This window comes from Roseibium sp. RKSG952 (assembly GCF_009711355.1).
In genome coordinates this window covers 34,481-57,469 of the sequence record NZ_SMMF01000918.1, presented here as the reverse complement: position 1 = coordinate 57,469, position 22,989 = coordinate 34,481, and the positions used below count along the sequence as shown (strand labels likewise).

Sequence of the window (22,989 nt, the reverse complement as noted above, 5' to 3'; positions counted from 1 at the left end):
CCGGAAAATCGCTTGAGTCGTGTACAGGGGGCAGCACCAAAATTCAAAGAAAGAATTGAAGAGTTGCGCGAGCATGGAGATGTCGTTCTTGCCGAAAGGCTGTCACGCGGAAAGCGCGAGGCACTGAATGAAAATGAATGGGAGTTCCCGGGGAATAAAAAATACGTCTTGCGGCAACTTCAAAAGATTGCTGATCGCAACGCTGATATGACCCTGGAAGCCGCCGAATAGTCGCATCTTTCGCCGAACAAAATGAAAGGCCCGGACCCAGAGGCCGGGCTTTTTTGTGCCCACACTAACGTTGCCGCCGGTGGTTTTTGCCCGAAGCATAAACGTTGAGCGTGGTTACATGGGTGCGGCATAAGGTTTGTTGCCAGCCATGTGGTCAGGACCACAACTGGGCAGGGGACTTTTCAGTCCCCGTGCACCCCTGGAAGGCGGCAAATGCGACAGGATGCAATCATCAAATTTCGAGCGACAAAAGGGGAGAAAGAGCGTCTCCGTTTGGCCTCTGAACGCTCTGGCCGTTCTGTTTCGGCGCTGCTTCGGAAGGCTGCGAGAGACATCGCGACGGGGCGTCCTGTCGACCAAGAGCTGCGGAAAGACCTCACTGCGCTTCGTCGAGCCCTTAACGCACTCGTCGATGAGACCGGAGACACACCGTCGAAGGAAACCTCGGAAGCCGCGAAGAGATTGGCAACGAAGTTGTTGGCGAGGCTCGCATGATCATCAAAAGTCACCGGGTCCGCACCAGCCAGGGTGTTCGCCGTCTTCTCCGTCATCTCGTCCACGGCGATGAAAACGAACAGGTGGCGTTCCTCCGAGGTACGGAAGCGGATGTTGGTGACATGCATTCTGATGCGAAGGCGTATAAGAGCCGTTACTGCCTGAGACATTGGATCGTGTCACCCCATGAAATGATGTCGAGTGACCAATGCCTCGCCGTCGTTGGGAGGCTGGCCGAGGAATTCGGCTTTGATGCAAAAGCTGCGGTTGTCGTAGAGCATCAAAAGCCGCGTGCCTTATCGTCGGCATTCGACCGGCATTGGCACATATTGGTCGGGGAAATCGACCCAGTGACTGGGCGGGTGTTATCTACCTCTTTTGATCATGTCCGGCACGAATTGATCGCGCGATGGTCCGAGCACGAACTGCGGCATGAGTTCGTTCAGGGGCGACACTCGGAGGCCGTTCTAGCAGGTCTTCGAGAACGCGGTCTGTTCAACGTCGCGAAGGCGCTGGCGGCTTTCGTCGCGAGGGGTGCTGAGCAGAATAAGCCCCGCGAAGGTCTTAATCACGCACAGCATCAGGAATGTAAGCGCAAAGGACTTGACCTCCCTGCAATCCGAGCCGTCGTGAAAGAGGCCTGGTCTTCTGCTTCGACACCTGAAGAATTCAGGGACATGCTCGCGCGTCACGGATTGGCTGTCGAAATTGGAGAGAAGCCTGGCACCTGGATTGTCCAAGCGCATGGAGGCGAATTGGTAGGGGCGCTTCATCGGCTTGCTGGTGTGCGAAAGCGCATCGCTGCGGATCTTATGTCGTCGCAGGTTGATGTCGTTAGAACCGCAACGAGTGGGGTTAACGCGAAAAACGCCAAACGAAAGGATGTCAAGGCATCGGATCTTAATCGACAAAAAGCCGAAATGATGAGCCATCTCGACCATCTCGAAGGACAGTTGCATGAGGCGTTGTCCATTCCCGAACCGTCACCACCCAAGACTGTTTCACCCAAGAAATTATTCGAGAAAGAGAAGCAGGCAAAAGCGGCTTTGGCGAAGGCTGAGGAAGCTCAGGGAGACGTTTGGAGTAAGGTCCAGAGGCTTCCGAAACCGCGCTGGTGGTGGGCGTTCTGGCCGGGAAAACGAAAGCGCGTTGCCAGAGCCTTGGCTGCGCTGAATCAGGCGTTGACTGTTGCTGATCTTGCCGTTCAATCGAAACGCCAGCAAGTGGCAAATGTTGGTTTCGAAAGAAGCAGAAAATTGCGGCTGGCCGAAAAGGAACACAAGAAACGCCTCTCGGAACATTCCAAGTGTGAGAAACTTGCTCGAGAAAGGCTTTCGGTGCTGGAGGCGTGCCGGGACATTCTCGCCAATGATCCCGATGCGGTCTTTCTGGGGTTTCAGGGGATATGGAGCCAGGCAGAACAAAGCCTGCAAAGCGCTGATGACGACGGTGCGGTTGACGATGCTTTATTCGACGTTGAAGAGAGAGCCGATCCTCTCAGAATCTGAGGAATTTTAAGAAGGAGAAATGTCAACAATTTGATTCTCTAAGATATTTTCCTTCCGTTCATTCAAAAAAGTTCTTGCAGCGGTCGTGAAATGACGACAGCATTTCTGTTGTTGGGGGTTTGAACGGCGTTCGTTCAACTCTCAGCCGGTTCGGGAAGCCGAGGTCGTCAGGGATATAGTTGCAAGACGCGGCACAGCGGACGCTATTGAGTATATCGAAAAAATGCATATCCGCGCATTTGTCATATGAATGAGGGCCGGACATCGTCCGGCCGATAACACTCAAGCAGCCAGTGGAATTGCCGCCGCCTTCTTTGCAAACTTCTTCGCTTGTTTGAGGCTCAACGCCTCGTGCGTACGGAACAAGACGTCGGTCCTCTCCGCCATCGTTGGCAAGTGCGGCATTTACGATCGCCGCCTAACGAAAAATGTGGCCCAATTTGCCAAAAGAAATCCGACTTGCGTGATCCAATTCGTGATCCATAATAGCTGGTGGATCACACTCTTGAAATTAGTTTTTATTTTCAATGATATAGTGGTAGCGGAGGAGGGACTCGAACCCCCGACACGCGGATTATGATTCCGCTGCTCTAACCGGCTGAGCTACTCCGCCAAATCGACGCTGTCGCGAACGTGGGCTGCTTATAGGGACGGGCAGGGCGCGATGTCAAGCAGGAGACTTGCGCCCGCCCAAAAATCTTCCTCAGGCCGCAGGTTGCCGCGCGTCCGGCTGTGGAAAATCGATCTTCCAGTCCCCGTTTTTCAAGGTTTTTGCAATCCATCCGCCGCCAAGCACCCGGGCCTCGCGGCCTTCGTCATCGAAAAACACACAGGCCTGCCCCGGAGCGACGCCCGTTTCCCCCGCGACCAGCTCGACAGTTACGGTGTCATCACTCTTGCGCAGGATTGCAGGCGCCGGCGGGCGCGTGCTGCGCACCTTGGCATAGACCTCGATTTCCGAGCCTTCGTCCAGAGGCAGGTCACCAATCCAGTTGACTTCCCGCAACAGGATCCGATGCGTGGCAAGCGCTTCGCGCGGGCCGACAATGACCCGCCGCTCGTCCGCGTCCAGACGGACGACATAAAGCGGCTCACCGGTCGCGACGCCTATTCCCCGGCGCTGGCCGATGGTGAAATGAATGATACCGTGATGCCGGCCCAGAACCCGGCCATCCATATGGACGATGTCTCCAGGCTCGGCAGCGTTGGGACGCAGCTTACGAATGACCTCGGCATAGTCGCCATTGGGCACAAAGCAGATGTCCTGGCTGTCGGGCTTGTTGGCAACCGACAGTCCGAATTTTTCGGCAAGCGCCCGGACCTCCGGTTTCGGCATGCCGCCCAGGGGAAAGCGCACGAAATCCAGCTGCTCCTGCGTTGTGGCAAACAGGAAGTAGCTCTGGTCCCGGTCGAGATCTTGCGGACGGTACAGCGCGCGCTTGTTCCCCTTTTGGGACGAGCGCACATAGTGGCCGGTTGCAAGCGCATCGGCGCCAAGGTCCCGGGCTGTCTTCAAGAGGTCGGTAAACTTGACCGTCTGGTTGCAGGAAACGCAAGGGATCGGCGTTTCGCCGGCAATGTAGCTGTCGGCAAACCGGTCCATCACCGCTTCCTTGAACCGGCTTTCATAGTCCAGCACATAATGCGGAATGCCGATGGTTTCCGCCGCGCGGCGCGCATCGTGAATATCAACCCCGGCACAGCAGGACTTGGCCTTGCTGACCGCTGCGCCGTGATCATAGAGCTGCAGAGTGACCCCGACCACATCATATCCCTGATGCGCCAAAAGGGCTGCAACCACAGAACTGTCGACACCTCCGGACATGGCCACCACCACACGTGTGTCTTCCGGCCGGCCCGGGAGGTCCAGTGAATTCATCATTTCCAGATCACCCAGATCAAATTGGTTCTCCGGCCATTGCTGTCAGCCTGTCAAAAGGAGCGGCCGGATTTGTTTGTGTGTTCCAGCGGCCAATTGACATCGTTGCCGCCGGAAAAAGTTGACCGCAATATACAGATAATCCACCGTCTTGCCAATTCCAGTTGCAGGTGACAGGCAGGGCTTGCCGCACCCGGCAAGTGTTGCCGGACAAGCGATGGCGTTCGGTATGCGGGACACATGCATCATACTGAAGATGCTATATTAATTTGATTTCTGCGATTGGTATGGGACTTGCTTTCCATGTTCGGAATGAATTGATCAATCTGGAATTGGGAAGTCCTGTGCAGCCATCGGGAACGCTTGTTAGTATATCGGGCAACGTGCCCGCCGGTTCCGGTGGAGCTGCCGGTCTCCCGCAAAAAAGACCCGCTGAAGCCTCGGATTTTTCGCAGTTCATGGATGCAACCGGCGGGGCATCTGGAGACACCGGCCCGGATCATCCGAGGGGGCTGCCGAAGAGTGCCGGTCGCATGGACCCAACGTCAGACGAGCCGAAAGAGGCATCGGGGCAGGAAGCAGCGCCCGAGCAGGAAAATTCTGCGCAGCTTTTGCCGGCTGGCGTCCAAACCGGCCAACAACAAGTTCTCTTTATGCCCCAGGGGCTGGCGGATGAAGGCTCTGCTGGTCAAGCGGTGCAATCCTCGGTGTCAGATGGCGGGCCGGAATCCCCTGATAACGGTGTTGCCGGGAAAACGGTGAGTGGCGAAGGCCGTGCAGGGCCAGCGCCGTTGGCTGTAGCACCCGGGCAGGCGACTGGCCAGGCAACGCCGGGTTCGATGTTTGTTGCCGGTCCCGAAGGGAAGTCTCCGGCTCCGGTTTCAGACCTGACGGAGATTGGTTTCGACCTGTCTGCGGGTAAAGGATCAATGCCGGAAATTGCGGCCAGGTATGGCGTATTGGAGACGGGGCTGGTCGATGCGCAGCTGACTTTTCAGAGCGCGACCGAGTCGGGGTCTCCGGGAATGAATCGGGATACTGCTGGTGATAAGACTTATGTGTCCGGCCGGACCGGAACGAACGAAAGGGACGTAAAGACTGTTGCTGGTCAGCAGGGTGGTGTGCTTCCAGCAGAAGCGGGAAGGCCGGTTGCGCCAGAGGGCATGACCTATGGTGCCTTGCCGTCCGCAGCGGCCCCGAAGCAACATGCTGACTTTCAGGGGGATATGCTGGCGGGCTCTGGCGGTTCGTCTCTCTCGGGCTCAAACGCCACGGTCAATACTCTTTCAGTCAATACAGGTTCTTCAGCCAGGCGGGAGGGCACGCAACTCTCGGGCACGCAGGGGCAGCAGGTCCCGGTTATGGGGCCGTCATTGGGGAGCGAGGTCCGGGGGGGGAACACACAAACCCGGGCCAGTAAAAACGGCGAAATGCAGAAACTCGCTGCCGCAACCGTCGAGAGCGACCCGGAACCTGAACGCTCCGATGTGGCGCTGTTCCGTGCGAATGACAGTGGCGTGAATGCCAAACCCGAGCTTTCCGCTTTGGGTAAACAAGCTCCGGCGCACCACGCATCCTCAGCCAATGCGGGTCTGCAGGTTGCAGCCGAAATGAACCGGAATCTTCAAAACGGTCAGACCCGGTTTCAGATGCGGCTTGATCCTCCCGAGCTTGGCCGTGTCGATGTCAATATGCGGGTGGGGGCTGATGGTGCCGTGCAGGCGCATCTGATTGTCGAGCGTCCCGAAACGCTTGACATGTTCTTGAGAGACCAGCGCGGGCTGGAGCGGGCGCTGGAGTCGGCCGGATTGAATGCGGATGGAGAAAGCCTGAAATACTCCCTGCGCGACGGGTCTGGCCAGAATGCGCATTCCGGTAATTCAGGCAACCAGCCAGATCAGGGGCAGCGTGCGTTTGGCGGGGGGCGGGAGCAAACATCCGGCAGCGATGGCGAGCCGTCGTTGGAGGTGACTGTGAACCTGTCGCTTGGCGAAACGGGCCTCGATATAAGGGTCTAGGACGGCTCGTGCTGAGTGAGGTGTTTCCCTCGACATTTTCAGGTTTGTTGCCGGGGGGCGCAGCTCCCAAGTCCTTCGGATTGTACCGCCCGTGTGGCCTCTGAGTGAAACCATGGGCGCTGCCCGGTGTTATTTGAAATTGGTTTTTGCAAACTGCCGGGCTGACGAGCTACGCCCGCGTCTTTATGGATGGGTGGATGAGTGATCGCCGAGTACCGTTGGTATGTGGCACATTTGGTTTATCGTTCAGGTTTGATTGAGTGACCGGTTTCGTAGGCACGCAAATGAAAATGCAAAATGCAATTTTGGTTTGGTCTGGTTAACGGCAACCCGCCATAGCTTTAATGAATTCGTCTATTTGTTTCTGAAATGGTTATATTTATTAAGAAATTTGACGCTTTATAGTAAATATACACTGTATGCCGGTTTAGGCGTTTGTTAAATAGCGGCACGTATTCTGATCACAACCAAGGTCATGGTTAGTGTGAGAGTACAATGACCGAACAGATTCGTTCGCGCGTAAAATATGTTATCGGGCCCGATGGAAGCCCGCTTACCATTGCGGATTTGCCCCCGACTTCAACGAAGCGTTGGGTGATCCGCCGGAAGGCAGAGGTTGTGGCGGCCGTACGCGGCGGGCTTTTGTCGCTTGAGGAAGCCTGTCAGAGGTATACCCTTACCGTTGAAGAGTTTTTGTCCTGGCAAAGCTCGATCGAAAGGCATGGGCTGGCCGGACTCAGGGCAACCCGAATCCAGCAATACCGAAACTGATGGCGGGTCAGGCCTAGGATCTCGGCCGGTCATCCGAAAACCTTTATCGCTTTGGGTCGGCTTTGCCGGCCCATTTCTTTTGGTGGGATTTTTTCAGTCTCTGCGAAACAGCTAACGGTGATTGTTGTTTTTCCCCATATGAAATCGCATTTTGCTTCCGATACTTTGGCGAAATTCGGGCAAATACGGTAAATCTATGGCGTGGCGTTAACTCCCTGTTAATGCTCTGGGCGGCAATTTTTGCCTATTGCAGGGTGTATGCCTTAACTTACTTAGCGTTAAGTTGTGGGCTGGTGAACGGGCGGGCATAGGTGAACGGGCTGTTGGAATTCATCAAAACGCTGGGGCCGGCGCGGGTGGCAGCGATGGGAGCTGTGGCGGCATCTCTCATTGGCGTGTTTGCATTTATCATTTTTCGCGTCACCGCACCGCAAATGACGACGCTCTACAACGATCTTGCGCTGGAGGATTCAAGCGCGATTGTGTCGCAACTCGAATCCTCCGGTGTCACATTCGAGATCGCGCGTGAAGGCAGCACAATTCTCGTTCCCCAGGATCAGGTTGCACGCCTGAGGATGCAACTGGCGGAGGAGGGCCTTCCGACCGGAGGGTCGATCGGCTACGAGATCTTTGATCGAAGCGATACGCTCGGCGCCACCAGCTTCGTTCAGAACATCAATCACTTGCGGGCGATGGAGGGCGAGCTTGCTCGGACCATTTCCTCGCTCGACCGTATCAATGCCTCCCGCGTCCACTTGGTGATACCCGAACGCCAGCTGTTTCAGCGTGACCGGCGCCCGCCATCCGCGTCCATTGTCCTGAATGTCCGAGGCACATTGAGCGATCAGGAAGTGCGGGCCGTTCAGCATTTGGTTGCAACTGCGGTCGAAGGTCTTGATCCGGAGCGCGTTTCCGTAGTGGATGAAACAGGCCGTTTGCTCGCATCCGGGGCCAACGCTGATGGGAATGGTCTCTTCGGGAACGGACTGGAAGACAAGGTCGTTGCCACCGAAACCCGGTTGCGCAATCAGATCGAGGAAATTCTGAGTTCGGTTGTCGGCCCGGGCCGGGCCCGGGTCCGAGTAGCTGCGGAGATTGACCATAACCGCACGACGGAAACAATCGAGACCTATGATCCGGATGGCCAGGTCGTCCGGTCGACGCAAACCCGGGAGGAAGCTTCCTCAAGTACCGATGCTCCCGGACAGGTCACGGTGGGCAATCAGCTGCCGAATGCGGGGGACAATGCGGCCGCTGCGGCTGATGAGGACCAGAGCAGTCTCTCCGAGGAAGTCGTCAATTACGAGATTTCCAAATCGACACGGACCGAAGTCGTTGAGGCCGGGCAAATCAGGCGCTTGTCGGTCGCGGTTTTGGTCGACGGCACATATGCGCCGAATGCCGATGGAGCAATGGTCTATGTGCCCCGGACCCAGGAGACCCTGGACCGTATTGCGGTCTTGGTGCGTTCCGCCATCGGCTACGATGCGAGCCGGGGCGATACGGTCGAGGTTGTGAACCTTCAATTCGCGTTGCCGCCACAGACGGAACTCCTGACAAGTTCGGGCAGCCTCTTCGATTTTACCAGAGACGATTTCTTGCGCATGACCGAGCTTGGCGTTTTGCTTCTGGTGTCGGTTTTACTGCTCTTGCTTGTTGTCCGTCCCTTGCTGCGCAGGATCGTGACGCCCGAGGAGCGCCAGCCGCAGGAATTGATCATCGGTCCGGACGGGACCCTGGTCGCGGATGCGGAAGTACCGGATGAGCTCTCCGAAGAACCGAACAAGTTCGCGATCGAATGGCTGGAGGAAGCCAAGCAACAAGGTGCGATGCAGGCGGACTCGATTGCGAAAGTGGGGTCCATGATCGCGGATCATCCCGGTGAAGCCGTAACGATTGTACGTAGCTGGCTTGACGAGGCGGCGTGATGAAACAGGCAAAGAACCAGTTGAAAAAGCATCTCCAGGTCAGCGTCGATGGAGAAGAGCGCGAGCTCAAGGGCGCGGAACGCGCCGCGGTGCTGCTTCTGGCACTGGGCGAGGAACACGGGGAGCCAATCTGGCGGAAGCTGGATGACATGGAAGTGCGTCAGATTTCGGCTGCCATGGCAAATCTCGGACCGGTGACACCGGCCATGCTGGAGAAGCTGTTCATCGACTTCGTCCGGCGGTTGAGTTCGAGAGGATCGTTGACCGGAAACGTCGAGGCGACAGAGCGGCTGCTATCCAGCTTCCTGCCACAGGACCGGGTGTCCATCATCATGGAGGAAATCCGGGGGCCTGCAGGCCGGAACATGTGGGAGAAGCTCTCCAATGTTCAGGAAAATGTCCTCGCAAACTACCTCAAGAACGAATATCCGCAGACCGTTGCCGTTGTCCTGTCAAAGATCGATTCGGAGCATGCCGCGCGCGTTCTGAGCATCCTGCCGGAAGAGCTCGCGCTTGAGGTGGTCAGCCGCATGCTGAGGATGGATGCGGTTCAAAAGGAAGTGCTGGAAAAAGTCGAACAGACGCTTCGGATCGAGTTCATGTCGAACCTGACCAATACATCCCGCAGGGACAGCCATGAGATGATGGCGGAAATCTTCAACAATTTCGACCGGCAGACCGAGGCGCGCTTCCTTGCGGCGCTCGAAGAGGAAAACCGCGAATCGGCGGATCGTATCAAGACCCTGATGTTCACCTTCGATGACCTTCTGAAGCTTGATGCAGCGAGCTGTCAGACACTGCTGCGCAGTGTTGAAAAAGACCTGCTGGCAGTGGCCTTGAAAGGGTCGACCGACGCCGCGCGCGAGTTCTTCTTCAGCAACATGTCACAGCGTGCGGCCAAACTGCTTCTGGATGACATGGAAGCGCTGGGGCCGGTGCGTCTGAGGGACGTTGATGAAGCCCAAACCAGCATGGTGAACAAGGCAAAGGACCTGGCAGCCAAGGGAGATATCATGATCTCGAAATCCAAGAGTGACGACCAGATTATCTACTGATGGAAACACGCGGCATCCGGAAACTGGCAGCAAACGGCATGACCAGCCCTTCGAAGTTCCTGTTTGATCTGGATTTCTCCGAACCGGAGGAACAGGAGACTGCTGCCCCGCCGTCCCCACCGGAAGTCCCTGTGATCCCGGTTGCGGAGCACAGGCAGGCGCTGAAAGTGGCCAGGGAACAGGCTTTTGAGGAAGGGCGCGCCGCCGCTCTGGCCGATTTGCAGGCCTCGCAGGACAAGCTCCTCACAGACGAGGTGGTGCGTCTTGCCGGTGTTGCCGAAACCGTTCTCCAAACCCTCGATGAGCACCAGGCGGGGCGGGAAAAGGATGCAATCGGACTGGCGTTTCTGGTGGCACGGCGCTTGTGTGCGCATCTGATCGCCCGCCAGCCGCTCGCAGAGACGGTTGCGTTGGTGTCCGAGTGTCTCGGTCCTTTGCGCAAGGCTCCGCATCTGGTGATCCGGGTTCCGGAAAAGGATGTCGAGGCCTTGAAGAGCCGCATTGATCCGATCGTGCAGGAAAAGGGGTTTGAGGGGCGCCTTGTTATTCTGGGCGAGCCGGAAATTGCCCGCGGGGACTGTCACATCGAGTGGGCAGACGGTGGTATCCGGCGAGACCGGAAAGCCATAGAGCGGGAAATCGACGCAAGCATGAAAGCCTACCTTCAGGCACAGGCGGCTGCGGCCAAGGCGCGGCAGACGCAGCGAACCGCTGCTGGCGCGGACGGGTAAGAGGACAAAGACAGATGAGTGATGATCACGACAAGGGCATCCCTCTCGATGAGTTGGAAGCGCCGGGCAGGGCCGACAAGGGCGAAGGTTTGCACACGCCTCAAACGGCGGGAGATCTGGAGGCCGTCTTTGACGTGCCGGTCCGGATTTCGGCCATCCTCGGGCATTCCAAGATGCATGTGTCCGATTTGCTCAAGCTGACTTCGGGGACGGTGCTTGAGCTTGACCGGAAGGTCGGGGAGGCGATCGACATTTATGTGAATGACCGTCTGGTTGCCCGCGGGGAGGTTGTTCTGGTCGAGGACAAGCTGGGTGTCACCATGACGGAAATCATCAAGACCGACCGGTAAGGCGGGGAGAACACCATGCGGCTGCTGATTGTTGGAACCCTCGGTGGGCAATTGACCACGGCATCGAAGATTGCGATGCAGCGCGGGGCGCAGGTGACGCATGCCGATGGTATTGAAAATGCATTGACTATTTTGCGTTCGGGGCGTGGCGCTGACCTCCTGATGGTCGATGTCAATCTCGATATCGCCGGACTTTTGGACAGCCTCCAAAACGAGCGTGTTCATGTTCCTCTTGTCGCCTGTGGCGTCGAGACGGATGCCGATGCGGCGGTATCGGCCATTCGTGCCGGTGCCAAGGAGTATATCCCGCTTCCGCCCGATCCGGATCTGATTGCTGCTGTGCTGGCGGCGGTTGCGCAGGATCGGGGCGAGCTTATCTATCGCGACGAGGCGATGGCAGCTGTTGTGCGGTTGGCCGAACAGATTGCCCCCTCAGATGCATCGGTTCTGATTACGGGCGAGTCCGGCACCGGCAAGGAAGTGATCGCAAAACACCTGCACCATTGTTCCCGGCGGGCAAGCAAGCCGTTTATTTCCATCAACTGCGCGGCCATTCCCGAGCAGCTTTTGGAATCCGAATTGTTCGGCCATGAAAAAGGGGCGTTTACCGGTGCTGTCGCCCGGCGTATCGGCAAATTCGAAGAGGCCGATGGCGGTACCTTGCTGCTCGACGAAATCTCCGAGATGGACGTGCGTCTTCAGGCAAAACTCCTGCGCGCTCTTCAGGAACGGGTGATCGACCGCGTCGGCGGGACCCGTCCGGTGCCGGTCAATATTCGAATTCTAGCTACATCCAACCGCGACCTTGCCGAAAGCGTGCGCGAGGGAACCTTTCGAGAGGATCTCCTGTTCCGGCTGAATGTCGTCAATCTCCGGCTGCCGCCACTGCGCCAGCGTCCGGGCGATATTCTGGAACTGGCCGGGTTTTTCGCCGAACACTATTCGAAGGCCAACGGGGTTCCGTCCCGACCGCTTTCCGAGGAAGCGCGGGAATCGCTGCTGGCCAATCCATGGCCCGGAAATGTCCGGGAACTGGAAAACACCATGCATCGCGCCGTCTTGCTGGCCTTTGGCGATGAAATTGGCGCCGATGCGATCCGGATGCCGGACGGGTCTCCGCTGGCGGTCTCAACCGGGCCTGCAGAACGGGCGGCCCAGGCGGCGGAGGCAGTCTCGCGCTCGTTTGTCGGGCGGACCGTTGCGGATGTTGAGCGGGATCTGATCCTGGACACGCTCGACCATTGTCTTGGCAACCGGACCCATGCCGCGAAAATACTGGGTATCTCGATCCGGACCCTCCGCAACAAGCTGAATCAGTATACGGATGAAGGTGTGAGCGTTCCCGGCCCCGGCGAGGTTCGGGCGACGTAGTGTGACGCAGGCCGCGACAGATGCAGCATGTGGCCTGTGAGCCGGAATTTTTGGGCAAGAGGACAGGAATGGCGGACAGCACGGCCCCTCAAACCGGCAAGGCGGTTCAAAAGGCAAGCACCGACCCGGCAGCGAACACCGCTTCAGGTGGCCGTGGCGGGCTGAACCTCCCGTTCGTTCAGGAAATCTGGGACACGGTCCGGCGCGGGGATACCGGGCTTGCAATCGGTGTCCTGGTGATCCTGACCCTTCTTATCCTGCCGATGCCGCCGATCATGCTCGACATGTTTCTGGCCGTGTCGATCATATTTTCCGTTCTGGTCCTGATGACCGGTCTGTTTATTCAGAAACCTCTGGAATTTTCCTCCTTTCCGACCGTTCTTCTGATTGCCACCATGTTGCGGCTGGGATTGAACATCGCTTCGACGCGGTTGATCCTGGCGAACGGGCATGAAGGCACGGCGGCGGCCGGGAAAGTCATCCAATCCTTCGGCAATCTTGTCATGGGGGGGAACTTCGTCATCGGGATCATCGTTTTCGCCATCCTCGTGATCGTGAATTTCGTGGTGATCACCAAGGGCTCCGGCCGAATTGCCGAAGTGGCGGCGCGTTTCACCCTTGATGCGATGCCGGGCAAGCAGATGGCCATTGATGCCGATCTTTCCGCCGGGTTGATCGACGAGGCGGAAGCGCGCGCGCGGCGCAAGACGCTGGAAGACGAGAGCTCGTTTTTCGGTGCCATGGATGGTGCCTCGAAATTCGTTCGCGGTGACGCGATTGCCGGCCTGCTGATCACCTTCATAAATATCCTTGGCGGCATTTTCATCGGTGTTGCCCAGATGGGGCTGACCTTTTCGGAAGCCGCCAACAACTATACGCTTCTCACGATCGGCGACGGGCTTGTGTCGCAGATCCCGGCCCTGATTGTCTCGACCGCTGCGGGTCTTCTGGTGTCCAAGGCCGGTGTGCAAGGTGCCGCCGACAAGGCTCTTGCGTCGCAGTTCACCGGGTATCCGAAGGCGCTCGGCATGTCGGCCGCTGTGATGGTCGTGCTTGCCATGTTGCCCGGCATGCCGATGGTGCCGTTTCTCGGTCTGGCGGGGCTGGCCGGGTATCTGGCCTATCAGGTCGGGACGACCAAGAAGAAGGACGCGGAAAAGGCGGCCCAGCAAAAGGCAATCGAGGCTGCGCCAAAACCGGCGCCCGAGCCGCCGATCACCGATGCGCTCAAGATGGACGAGTTGCGGATCGAGCTCGGCTATGCCCTGCTCGCCCTGATCAACGGCAAGGACAAGGCCGGAGGCGATCAGCTGACGGAGCAGATCAAGGCCCTGCGCCGCCAGATTGCCGGGGACATGGGCGTCATCATGCCGCCGGTGCGCATCCTCGACAATATCCAGCTCGGTGCCAACGATTATGTCATCAAGGTCAAGGAAGTGGAGGCCGGACGGGGCATGCTCTATCCGAACCACTTCATGGTCATGGATCCGACCGGCGGCAAGGTGAGGCTGCCGGGCAGCCAGACCACGGAGCCGACTTTCGGTCTTCCGGCAACCTGGGTCGAGGCGCAATACCGCGAAGAGGCGTCCTTGCGCGGTTACACGGTCGTCGATCCGGCAACGGTCCTCTCGACGCATTTGACCGAGACGATCAAGGCCAATATCGGCGAGCTTCTGACCTATGGCGATGTCCAGAAACTCCTGAAGGAGCTTCAGGGCGAACAGGCCAAGCTGGTTGACGATCTGATCCCTGGACAGATCACCGTATCCGGTATTCAACGCATCCTCGAAAAGCTCCTGTCCGAGCGGATTTCCATCCGGGATCTGGGCACCATTCTGGAAGGCGTCTCGGAGGCGACCGGCATGACCCGGAACACCAACGCGATTGCCGAACATGTGCGCACACGGCTTGGACGCCAGATTTGCGCGGCCAATCTGGCGCCGGGCGGCTATTTGCCCTTGCTTGCCATGTCACCGAAATGGGAACAGGCATTTCTCGATGCGATTGTCGGCGAAGGGGACGACCGCCAATTGGCCATGCAGCCAAGCAAGCTGCAGGAATTTGTCACCATTGTGCGTGACGCCTATGAAAAAGCCGCCCAGCAGGGGGAAGTCCCGGTTCTGCTTACGTCCCCGCAATCCCGCCCCTTCGTGCGCTCCATCGTGGAGCGTTTCAGAGCGCAGACAACCGTCATGAGCCAGAATGAGGTTCACCCGCGCGTCAAGCTGAAGACCATCGGGACGATTTGATCTTCAGACCGTGGAACAATCGGGAAATTGATAGGAAAATGAGAATGAGTGCCCGCAAGTTCGGTGGCCGGAACGGCGGTTTCGGCGTTTTGGCCGGACTGGTGGCCCCCTTGGAGAAGAACAGGCATGGCGTCGATCGAACTGGACCTTGAGGGATATACCGACCTCCCTGCGGGCAAGCTTGCGTTCATTGTCACCTATCTGCAGATGCTGGAAAAACCGGCGGGTCACAAAGTGCCTGACCGGGAGGATGTCCGCCTCGAACGCTGGCATGTGCCGGATCCGGAGGCCTATTTGTCCTTGTTCAAGGCCATTGGTGAGGACTGGTTGTGGTTCGGCCGGTTGGTGTTGAGCCGGGACGAACTGGTTGCGACGCTTCACGAGCCCACCCGCGAGGTCTATGCCGCCTTGCAAGGCGGCAAGCCGGTCGGGCTTCTGGAACTCGACTACAGCGATGCCGGGCAGCCGGAAATTGCTTATTTCGGAATTACACCGGAGAAAACCGGCAGCGGGCTTGGACGCTGGCTGATGGCTCACGCCATCGCAATTGCCTGGAGCAAGCCTGAAACCGCGCGGCTGTGGCTGCACACTTGCACCGGGGACAGTCCCCAAGCGCTCGGATTTTATCAGCACTGCGGCTTTGTGCCCTATAAACGCGCCATCGAAGTTGCCGGCGACCCGAGACTGCAAGGCCTGCTGCCGGCCGGGGCGGGCCGGCACATTCCGGTGCTTTGAACCAGACTGTTGGTCAGGCGCTTTGGGCCATCACGCGATCCGGGAACGCTTCTGCGATGGCCTGACGGTTTGGCGCTACGATCCCGCGTTCGGTAATCAGACCCGTCACCAGACGCGCAGGTGTGACGTCAAAGGCCGGGTTTGCCGTTTCCGACCCCGGAGCCACGATTTCGATGGTCTCGACACTGCCCTTGGCCGAACGTCCGGTCATCTGGCTGATTTCCGCAGCCGCCCTTTCTTCTATCGGGATTTGCCGCAAGCCGTCCGCCAGTGTGAAGTCGATCGTCGGTGAGGGCAACGCGACGTAGAACGGCACATTGTTGTCCCTTGCCGCGAGGGCTTTCAGGTAGGTTCCGATCTTGTTGCAGACGTCACCATCTGCCGTGGTCCGGTCCGTCCCGACAATGACCATGTCGACCTTGCCGTGCTGCATCAGGTGGCCGCCGGCATTGTCGACGATGACCGTATGCGGTACGCCGTGGTGTCCCAGTTCCCACGCGGTCAGGAAGGCTCCCTGGTTGCGGGGCCGGGTCTCGTCGACCCAGACATGAACCGGTATGCCACTGTCATGGGCCATGTAGACCGGTGCAGTGGCTGTGCCCCAATCGACGGTTGCCAGCCAACCGGCATTGCAATGGGTCAGGATATTGACTGCTTCGCCGGGTTTCTTCGTCTGGGCGATTCTCTTGATGACCTCCAGACCATGCGTGCCGATGGCCCTGTTGATGGCCACATCCTCGTCGCAAATCCGGTGAGCGAGGGCATAGGCGGCAGCGGCCCGGGATTCCGGTGCGATCTGCGTCAGCTCCTGCCGGGCGATATCAAGCGCCCAGCGGAGATTTACCGCCGTTGGGCGGGTCGCCAGCAGCGTGTCGCATGCCGCAAGCAGTGCGGCATCCGAAGGGTCTTGCCGTATGGCCAGCGCAATCCCATAGGCCGCCGTTGCGCCGATCAACGGTGCTCCGCGCACCTGCATCGTGCGGATCGCGTGCGCTGCCTGTTCGACCGTACTCAACTCAAGTGTCTCAAATGCATGGGGGAATTTCGTCTGGTCGATGATCACAACGGCTTCGCCGTCGTCAGCAAGCCAGATTGTCCGAAATGTTTGTCCATCGACCTTCATGATACCACTCCCAATGCTGCGGGCGATTCTGAAATGGCCCTGCGTATCGAAACACTGTGACGGGCACGACTTCAAGCCCCGCTGGTATGCGCTATAATACCCCTGTTTGTCATTAACCATGCCGCTTGAAAGACCGTGGATGACCCCCTGCCAGCGGGTTCTATCGGTTTTACCTTGGTAACTCTCGGTTAAGATTGTAGCTGTTTTAGGCAACCGAATCGGTGGGGAGCCGGACGAGACATGGCGGAAATTCAGGAAAACGTCGTACCGCACGCCCGTATCCGCTCCTTGCGCGACGCCATCCGGAAAGTTCAGCTGGGTGAAGCGGAACGGTCGGATGTTGTGGCAGACCGGCAGGAGACCGAGAGGGCGCGGCTGGAATTGCTGGTTGAGGAAATGACCGGCGTTTTTCAGGAGATCCCGCAGGATGACGATCAGTTTTCACTTCAGATCCTGCCCGGGTCGACACCCCGCCTCTGGGTCGATGTAACCAGCTTCGTGGTGGTGGGGGCAGATCGGAAAACATACCGGTTTCTAAAGGATACCCGCCTGGGGAGGGTTGTCCTTCTGGAAACCGGCGATATCGGCGATATGGCCGATTGTCTGACCGAGTATATTGCCGACCGCATTCTGGAGCGCGAAAAGGCCCTGGAAGGGGATTGGCTCAACAACCGGCTGCGGGAATTGGCCAGCCAGGGGCATGCTGTACCGGTTGAGCCCAGGGGATCGGCCTGGCTGTCGATAGTCGGGGCATTCGCGCTCGGGCTGGCTGCGGGCGCAGGCGGATTGGTCGCGTATGCCTGGTTCGCCAACCCACTCTGAGTTTGGGGAGACAATTATTTCTGTCTGCTTGTCTCAGCCCGGAATCACCACTTCGGTCTCGGCGATTTTGGTAACGCGGGTCCCCTCTGACGTATATCCGTGCTCTGCCATGTGACAGCGCCATCCGGCTTGTGCTTTTTCGATGGAAAACAGATTGTACCGGGCTGCCGGTTTCTTCCCGCCGGGAGCTGCCGTCGCAGATGGCACGCCTATGACGGGCACCGGACCTGCCGGTCCCTCAATCCCGGACTGGCTGTCGATATGGGTGTGGCCGTGAAGGATCAGTTCCGCACCGGCCCGCTTGACCACTGCGCGCAGTCTAGAGGCATCGGACAAGCGCTTGTGCCAGCCGGTTGCCTTTTTGAACGGCGGGTGGTGGATCATGATCACACGGAAAAGCCCGTCCCGTCTCGTGTCTTCCAGGATTTTGAGCAGGCGGCGGGTTTGCCTTGATCCCAGACGGCCGGTTGCAAACCACGGAGCGCTGGCGCGCGCTGTTGAAACGCCGATCAGGGCAACGTCTCCGCGCCGCCGTACATAGGGAAACCGGGTTTCGGCGCTTTCAGCTGCGCCGTCTCCGCACATGTAGGGGAACCACGCCTTGCCGGCACGCTTGATCGCGCCCGGGACATAGGCGTCATGATTGCCCGGCACAACAGACACGCATTCAGGCGGGCCGAGTTCATCAAGCCATTGACGGGCCCCGGTGATTTCCAGAGGCAGGGCAATATTGACCAAGTCACCCGTGACCGCGATGTGGTCCGGCGCCTGTGCCTTCATGTCCGAGATGAGCTGGTCGAGATGATTGCCGCCCATGAACCTGGCGCGGTTTCGCTGCCAGTTCAAATAACCCACCACGCGCTTGGAAAGCAGCTGGATCAGCTTGAAGTCGGGCAGGGGGCCAAGATGAGGGTCGGAGAGATGCGCAAGTTTCAACATTGCAGCGCATCATCTGGGCAAACGGCGCCGCGTCAAGTAAAAACGGGGCGCTGTTTTCATTTGCCTGCAATTGCGGTTTTAATGCCGCAATAGGTTCAGTTGCTTGGGAAGGTCATCAGGATGCGGGCAAGACCCGGGTTGCGCAAATCAACAGCCGGCTTCCAGGTGTAGGTGCGTGCACGGCGTTTGGAGAAAATTTTCATCATGTTGGAGCCTCTCGGGTAGGCAATTTTCTGCCTATCAATTCATCAGTGTGATGCTTTTCTACCCTCTTTCGCAGATGCGAGAAGAGGGTGAATCCGAGACGCAGCCCTGCGTTTTATGCATAGGTTCATCGGGAGTTCACATTGGCAAAGGAGGACCATGACGAAAAAGCGAATCATCAAATCCACAGCAGGTTTTAAAACAAAAGCGGTTCTTTTATCGATCCATGTTTGGGGTTGGCTGGTCCGGTCCGTCACGCTGGGTGTGAGGGTCATCCTGTTGGATGACCGGCATCGCGTTCTTCTGGTCAAACATAGCTATCTGCCGGGGTGGTATTTGCCTGGTGGCGCGGTTGATCGTGGCGAGACGGCCGGGCACGCAGCGGTTCGCGAGTGTTGTGAAGAAGTCGGCGTCGTGATTGAAGGTTCACCCAGACTTCTCGGCCTCTATCTCAACCGCAGAGGGCTCGGGCGCGACCACGTTGCGCTGTATTTCGCCGGGACGTGGAGCAAAACGCCGGGGTTCTTGAAAGCGAATATGGAGATTTCCGAAGCCGGGTTCTTTGCCTTCGATGATCTGCCAGATGACACGTCTGATGCGACCCGAAAGCGTTTACGCGATTTTCAGGCGCAAACGCTGTCAGGTGATGGGGAATGGTAACGGGTATCCGGGGTCAGGCTGCGGTTCTCAAGCGCGCGCGGTCATGCGGCCCGCCGAAATCAAGTGCCGGTCCGGTTGGTACAATTCCAGTCGGATTGATGGTGCTGTGAGAGCCGTAATAGTGGGTCTTGATCGTGTCCAGCTGCACCGTTTCGGCAATTCCGGGCATTTGGTAGAGGTCGCGCAGGTAGTTTGACAGGTTCGGATAGTCGGAGATCCGGCGGATGTTGCATTTGAAATGCCCGACATAGACAGCGTCGAACCGGATCAGGGTCGTGAACAACCGCCAGTCGGCTTCCGTCAACCGCTCGCCTGTCAGGTAGCGCTGTCCGGACAGGCGGGCGTCAAGCATGTCGAGGGTTTCGAACAGGTCGGTCACCGCGTCCTCATAGGCCTGCTGGGTGGTGGCAAAGCCGGACTTGTAGACGCCGTTGTTGACCGAATGGTAGATGCGGTCGTTGACGGCATCGATCTCGGGCAGAAGCGCATCGGGGCAAAATTCCAGATCGGATCCGGTGAGCCCGTCGAAGGCGCTGTTGAACATGCGAATGATTTCGGAAGACTCGTTGCTGACGATCGTGCCGGCCTTCTTGTCCCAGAGAATGGGAACCGTTGCCCTGCCCGAATAGCCCGGGTCCGCCTTGACATAGACCTGCCAGGCAAAATGCGCGCCGGTGACGGGGTCAGGTTCCTGAAAGGTCCAGCCGTTCTCGAGCATGAGCGGCTCTACCGCCGAAACGGTAATCAAGTCCTCAAGCCCCTTCAACTTCCGGAAAATCAAGGCGCGATGCGCCCAGGGGCAAGCATAGGAAACGATGAGGTGGTAGCGATCCGCTTCGGCCGTGAACCCGCCGGTTCCGGTCGGGCCGGGTGATCCGTCGGCAGTAATCCAGTTCCGGAAAGAAGACTCCTTTCGCACAAACCGCCCGCCGGTCGACTTGGTGTCGTACCACTGGTCTTTCCATTCACCGTCTACCAGAACGCCCATGTCAATCTCCTGGATGTCTTGCGATTATCACATCATGTGGCGCGCGTGATGTCTCCTGCAATCGCTTCAACGCTCTGTTTCGCCGTGCTGAACAAAGGTGGCTTCCCGGAAGTTTTGTCATGGTCTGCTCATCTTTTAGATAGACGGGAACGGATTCTGTATGCTAACGGCGTTTCATCTTAAAAGTTGAAGAGCCATTTTCTCATGCCAACCGGCTTTGCATTGCGACGACGAACCATCCGACGAGCCAGCGCTCGTCCCCTTCGCTGCGTCTGACCGGTTTATTGCCCCGATGAGTAGGGGCGGCTCCTTCCGGCAGATGTGAGACTGCAGAATGCCGGAAATTGATGACATGATCCCCACAAAGTGGTTTGTGCGCCCTGAAGAGGCGTGTGACGCAGCTGATATCGAAACCCTGCAGGCAGATGCCTTCGGTCCGGGCCGTTTTACCCGCACGGCCTTCCAGATGCGCGAGGGTGTGCCCCATTGCCCCAAGCTGAGTTTTGTCGGCTTGTCCGGGCGGGAGCTGGCGGGTTCGGTGCGCATGACCCGGATCCGGATCGGTAAAACGCCAGCCATGCTGCTCGGCCCGTTGACAGTTGCGCCTGCCTACAAGAACCAGGGTCTTGGCCGGACCTTGCTGCAAACGACGCTTGATGCTGCCCGCCGGTGTGGTGAAACAGCGGTCCTGCTTGTCGGTGATCCGCCCTACTACGGGCCCTTTGGTTTCGATCCCGTCCCGTTTGGCCGCATCACCTTGCCCGGCCCCGTTGATCCGAAACGCCTGCTGATCGCCACCTTGAATGGGGGCGACATGCCGTCCGGGGCGGCAAGCGCTTAAGGCTTAACGTCCCTCGCGGTACCACATCATGGAAATCGCACCCAGGAGGATGGCAAGGCCGAGCAAACCGATGAACAGCGGATAGCGGTCAACGCCTTTCAGGACGCTGGCATTGGTTTGTTTCAGGCCGATCCATCCGGCGCCCGAATAGCTGGCGGCGTTTTTCAACGGCACGATGCGCGGCACGTCCAGAGAACCCGATGCATCGGCGATCCGCCTTGCGCTGCCTCCGGTTGCCGCGCTGACCGGGGTCAGGAGCGTTTCGCTTGAAAGCACATCGGTAAATTCCAGCGGGTTCTGCGGACCGGCATGGACCAGCGCGGACTTGTCGCTTTCTGTTACCGAATAGAGCCCGGTTTCAGAGACGGGGAGGGTGCCGCGCCACAGGCCGGGTTCGGCTTCGCTCATGACGAGTTCCGACGCTTCGCCCGAAGGCGAGACGACCGTGACATCATCAATGGTTTCCCCGAGGGTTTGGCGTTCCACAACAAGATCCGGACCGCGCATGGTTGCCCTGAGCGCTTCTTCCTCGAGATCCGGTTCCTGCATCAGCCAGTGGCCGAGCCGTCTCAGGAGCGGCACATGCGGGCCGCCACCCTCATAGCCGCGCGCCCATAGCCAGACGTGGTCCGACAGGAGCATCGCGACCCGGCCATCCCCGTCCCGGTTGAGGACGAGAAGCGGCAGATCCTCCGGCCCGGTCATGAGGGTTTCGCCACCATTGACGTCCGTTTCCACGACCCGGAACCAGCGGCTCCAGTCCGGTGGCGACTGTTCCGCGCCGGGAAGCCCGCGCGTCACCGGATGGCGTTTGCCGAGATCGGAGACGGTCGCATGATACGGTTCTTCGAGCACCACGCCTGTCGGCGCTGCAGGCAGGATCGGTGCCAGCGGTGTGCGGTACAGGCTGCCGGCATCGGCATAATCCGGACCTCCCGCGATCAGCACCGCCCCGCCATCTTCAACATAGCGGGCAATATTGTCGAAGTAGAGCATTGGCAGCACGCCACGGCGGACATAGCGGTCGAAGATGATCAAGTCGAACTCGTCGATCTTGACCGAAAACAGCTCGCGCGTCGGAAACGCAATCAGCGACAGCTGGTTGATCGGTGTGCCGTCCTGCTTTTCGGGCGGCCGCAAAATGGTGAAATGCACAAGATCGACAGAGGCGTCGGACTTCAGCAGATTGCGCCAGGTGCGCTCACCTGCATGGGGCGACCCGGACACCAGCAGAACCCTGAGGTTCTCGCGGATTCCGTCGACCGTGACCACGGCGCGGTTGTTCAGTTCAGTGAGCTCGCCGTCGAGTTCTTCCGCCTCGAACTCGAAGATATTGTCGCCGCCATGGCCGATCTCCACGGGAATGTCGATGGTGTCGCCGATGACCGCATTGCGCTCGCTCACCAGCACACCGTCGCGCTTGACCCGCAGTTTGACCCGGTCGCCAGGCGCGGTGTCCGTGCCGCTGTCGAGGACTTCGAGGGAAATGACCTGTTCGGAGCCGACCAGCCCGAAGCGTGGAGCCTTTTTAAGAACCAGACGGCGGTCCTTCTCGCCCGGCATTCCGGTGATCAACCCGTGAACCGGCGCGTTGAAGCCGAGGCTGGACGCGTCTTCCGGAACGTCGTGCACCTGACCGTCGGTAACAAGGATTGCGCCGCCCACCCGGTCGGGTGGAACATCGGAAAGCCCGTTGGCCAGATCGTTGAACAGGGTCGTGCCTTCGCCCCGGCCGGCATTGCTTGCCTCCAGCACGCGCAATTCAAAGCCGGGCAACGCTTCGATGCGCTCGGTCACGGATTGCAGGACAGCCTCCGTTTGATCCTGCCGGTCCCCGAACTTCTGGCTCTGGCTGCGATCGGCGACCACGGCAACAACGCTTGTGAGCGGTTCCCGGTCTTCCCGTTCAATCGCGGGATTGGCAAGGGCGAGCGCCACGAGCAGCATGGCAAGGCTGCGCAAGAACCAGCCGCGCAGGCGCAAATAGCCGGTGACCAGTGTCAGAAGGCCAATCACGGCAAGGATTGCAATCAGCGCCCAAAACGGCACCAGAGGATCAAATGCAACGGACCAGATCACGCGTCAACGCCT

General features: G+C 58.6%; 19 protein-coding genes and 1 tRNA gene. 14 read left to right on the top strand and 6 right to left on the bottom strand.

The features are described from left to right. On the top strand, positions 1-231 hold a 231-nt coding region (locus E1297_RS49210), incomplete at its 5' end, for a hypothetical protein (RefSeq protein ID WP_209015897.1). A 491-nt stretch (positions 232-722) separates the two neighbouring features. Further along, positions 723-2,234: a hypothetical protein gene (locus E1297_RS49885; protein ID WP_209015896.1), complete on the top strand. Its 1,512-nt coding sequence runs from the start codon at positions 723-725 to the stop codon at positions 2,232-2,234. A 536-nt stretch (positions 2,235-2,770) separates the two neighbouring features. Here the strand turns inward: E1297_RS49885 and E1297_RS20790 are convergent. Next, positions 2,771-2,847 (bottom strand) — tRNA-Met (locus E1297_RS20790). 90 nt (positions 2,848-2,937) lie between these two features. Next, positions 2,938-4,113, bottom strand: coding sequence for a tRNA 2-thiouridine(34) synthase MnmA (gene mnmA / locus E1297_RS20785; RefSeq protein ID WP_155141848.1), 1,176 nt, complete (start codon positions 4,111-4,113; stop codon positions 2,938-2,940). Between the two features lie 533 nt (positions 4,114-4,646). Here mnmA and E1297_RS20780 point away from each other — a divergent pair. From E1297_RS20780 to E1297_RS20740, 9 genes are all read left to right on the top strand, one after another. Beyond that, a complete protein-coding gene (locus E1297_RS20780) occupies positions 4,647-6,131 on the top strand; it encodes a flagellar hook-length control protein FliK (protein WP_196223374.1) in 1,485 nt (494 codons plus the stop codon). Between the two features lie 495 nt (positions 6,132-6,626). Continuing rightward, a complete protein-coding gene (locus tag E1297_RS20775; protein WP_155141832.1) occupies positions 6,627-6,902 on the top strand; it encodes a DUF1153 domain-containing protein in 276 nt (91 codons plus the stop codon). Between the two features lie 311 nt (positions 6,903-7,213). Further along, positions 7,214-8,830, top strand: coding sequence for a flagellar basal-body MS-ring/collar protein FliF (gene fliF, locus E1297_RS20770; protein WP_368669634.1), 1,617 nt, complete (start codon positions 7,214-7,216; stop codon positions 8,828-8,830). Further along, positions 8,830-9,885 carry a flagellar motor switch protein FliG gene (gene fliG / locus E1297_RS20765; RefSeq protein WP_155141830.1) on the top strand — a complete coding sequence of 352 codons (1,056 nt, stop codon included), beginning with the start codon at positions 8,830-8,832 and terminating at the stop codon, positions 9,883-9,885. The genes fliF and fliG overlap by 1 nt, the downstream gene beginning before the upstream one ends. Further along, positions 9,885-10,616: a FliH/SctL family protein gene (locus tag E1297_RS20760; protein WP_155141828.1), complete on the top strand. Its 732-nt coding sequence runs from the start codon at positions 9,885-9,887 to the stop codon at positions 10,614-10,616. Before fliG ends, E1297_RS20760 begins: the two co-directional genes overlap by 1 nt. 14 nt (positions 10,617-10,630) lie before the next feature. Beyond that, positions 10,631-10,966 (top strand): flagellar motor switch protein FliN, encoded by a 336-nt coding sequence (gene fliN / locus E1297_RS20755; protein WP_155141826.1) that lies wholly within the window; start codon positions 10,631-10,633, stop codon positions 10,964-10,966. Between the two features lie 15 nt (positions 10,967-10,981). After that, positions 10,982-12,337, top strand: coding sequence for a sigma-54 dependent transcriptional regulator (locus E1297_RS20750; protein ID WP_155141824.1), 1,356 nt, complete (start codon positions 10,982-10,984; stop codon positions 12,335-12,337). A 68-nt stretch (positions 12,338-12,405) separates the two neighbouring features. Further along, positions 12,406-14,586 carry a flagellar biosynthesis protein FlhA gene (flhA, locus tag E1297_RS20745; protein ID WP_155141823.1) on the top strand — a complete coding sequence of 727 codons (2,181 nt, stop codon included), beginning with the start codon at positions 12,406-12,408 and terminating at the stop codon, positions 14,584-14,586. A gap of 126 nt (positions 14,587-14,712) precedes the next feature. Continuing rightward, positions 14,713-15,321, top strand: coding sequence for a GNAT family N-acetyltransferase (locus tag E1297_RS20740; RefSeq protein ID WP_155141821.1), 609 nt, complete (start codon positions 14,713-14,715; stop codon positions 15,319-15,321). Positions 15,322-15,334: 13 nt separating this feature from the next. Here the strand turns inward: E1297_RS20740 and mtnA are convergent, their stop codons facing one another. Further along, on the bottom strand, positions 15,335-16,444 hold the full coding sequence (gene mtnA / locus E1297_RS20735) for an S-methyl-5-thioribose-1-phosphate isomerase (protein ID WP_155141819.1): 1,110 nt from the start codon (positions 16,442-16,444) through the stop codon (positions 15,335-15,337). Between the two features lie 240 nt (positions 16,445-16,684). Here mtnA and E1297_RS20730 point away from each other — a divergent pair, with 240 nt between their 5' ends. Further along, positions 16,685-17,266: a hypothetical protein gene (locus E1297_RS20730; protein WP_155141817.1), complete on the top strand. Its 582-nt coding sequence runs from the start codon at positions 16,685-16,687 to the stop codon at positions 17,264-17,266. Positions 17,267-17,299: 33 nt separating this feature from the next. Here the strand turns inward: E1297_RS20730 and E1297_RS20725 are convergent, their stop codons facing one another. Continuing rightward, on the bottom strand, positions 17,300-18,205 hold the full coding sequence (locus tag E1297_RS20725) for a metallophosphoesterase (RefSeq protein ID WP_155141814.1): 906 nt from the start codon (positions 18,203-18,205) through the stop codon (positions 17,300-17,302). Between the two features lie 363 nt (positions 18,206-18,568). On the opposite strand from E1297_RS20725, the gene E1297_RS20720 reads away from it, so the two are divergent. Then, on the top strand, positions 18,569-19,069 hold the full coding sequence (locus tag E1297_RS20720) for an NUDIX domain-containing protein (RefSeq protein ID WP_155141812.1): 501 nt from the start codon (positions 18,569-18,571) through the stop codon (positions 19,067-19,069). A gap of 13 nt (positions 19,070-19,082) precedes the next feature. Here the strand turns inward: E1297_RS20720 and E1297_RS20715 are convergent, their stop codons facing one another. Further along, positions 19,083-20,057, bottom strand: a complete 975-nt coding sequence (locus E1297_RS20715) for a glutathione S-transferase family protein (protein WP_155141810.1) — start codon at positions 20,055-20,057, stop codon at positions 19,083-19,085. A gap of 334 nt (positions 20,058-20,391) precedes the next feature. On the opposite strand from E1297_RS20715, the gene E1297_RS20710 reads away from it, so the two are divergent. Continuing rightward, positions 20,392-20,898 carry a GNAT family N-acetyltransferase gene (locus tag E1297_RS20710; protein ID WP_244327828.1) on the top strand — a complete coding sequence of 169 codons (507 nt, stop codon included), beginning with the start codon at positions 20,392-20,394 and terminating at the stop codon, positions 20,896-20,898. 3 nt (positions 20,899-20,901) lie between these two features. Here the strand turns inward: E1297_RS20710 and E1297_RS20705 are convergent, their stop codons facing one another. After that, the gene (locus tag E1297_RS20705; RefSeq protein WP_368669633.1) at positions 20,902-22,977 is read right to left on the bottom strand and encodes a hypothetical protein; all 2,076 of its coding nucleotides are present in this window, start codon (positions 22,975-22,977) and stop codon (positions 20,902-20,904) included. Positions 22,978-22,989 lie beyond the last annotated feature (12 nt).

What these genes read in the sequence shown, in the direction of transcription:
- fliG (WP_155141830.1), top strand. Translation starts at nt 8,830, where the DNA reads ATGAAACAGGCAAAGAACCAGTTGAAAAAGCATCTCCAGGTCAGCGTC.
- fliN (WP_155141826.1), top strand. Translation starts at nt 10,631, where the DNA reads ATGAGTGATGATCACGACAAGGGCATCCCTCTCGATGAGTTGGAAGCG.
- E1297_RS20725 (WP_155141814.1), bottom strand. Translation starts at nt 18,205, where the DNA reads ATGTTGAAACTTGCGCATCTCTCCGACCCTCATCTTGGCCCCCTGCCC.
- mtnA (WP_155141819.1), bottom strand. Translation starts at nt 16,444, where the DNA reads ATGAAGGTCGATGGACAAACATTTCGGACAATCTGGCTTGCTGACGAC.
- E1297_RS20780 (WP_196223374.1), top strand. Translation starts at nt 4,647, where the DNA reads ATGGACCCAACGTCAGACGAGCCGAAAGAGGCATCGGGGCAGGAAGCA.
- E1297_RS20760 (WP_155141828.1), top strand. Translation starts at nt 9,885, where the DNA reads ATGGAAACACGCGGCATCCGGAAACTGGCAGCAAACGGCATGACCAGC.
- E1297_RS20740 (WP_155141821.1), top strand. Translation starts at nt 14,713, where the DNA reads ATGGCGTCGATCGAACTGGACCTTGAGGGATATACCGACCTCCCTGCG.
- E1297_RS20715 (WP_155141810.1), bottom strand. Translation starts at nt 20,057, where the DNA reads ATGGGCGTTCTGGTAGACGGTGAATGGAAAGACCAGTGGTACGACACC.
- E1297_RS20775 (WP_155141832.1), top strand. Translation starts at nt 6,627, where the DNA reads ATGACCGAACAGATTCGTTCGCGCGTAAAATATGTTATCGGGCCCGAT.
- E1297_RS20730 (WP_155141817.1), top strand. Translation starts at nt 16,685, where the DNA reads ATGGCGGAAATTCAGGAAAACGTCGTACCGCACGCCCGTATCCGCTCC.
- E1297_RS49885 (WP_209015896.1), top strand. Translation starts at nt 723, where the DNA reads ATGATCATCAAAAGTCACCGGGTCCGCACCAGCCAGGGTGTTCGCCGT.
- E1297_RS20720 (WP_155141812.1), top strand. Translation starts at nt 18,569, where the DNA reads ATGACGAAAAAGCGAATCATCAAATCCACAGCAGGTTTTAAAACAAAA.
- flhA (WP_155141823.1), top strand. Translation starts at nt 12,406, where the DNA reads ATGGCGGACAGCACGGCCCCTCAAACCGGCAAGGCGGTTCAAAAGGCA.
- E1297_RS20710 (WP_244327828.1), top strand. Translation starts at nt 20,392, where the DNA reads ATGCCGGAAATTGATGACATGATCCCCACAAAGTGGTTTGTGCGCCCT.
- mnmA (WP_155141848.1), bottom strand. Translation starts at nt 4,113, where the DNA reads ATGAATTCACTGGACCTCCCGGGCCGGCCGGAAGACACACGTGTGGTG.
- E1297_RS20750 (WP_155141824.1), top strand. Translation starts at nt 10,982, where the DNA reads ATGCGGCTGCTGATTGTTGGAACCCTCGGTGGGCAATTGACCACGGCA.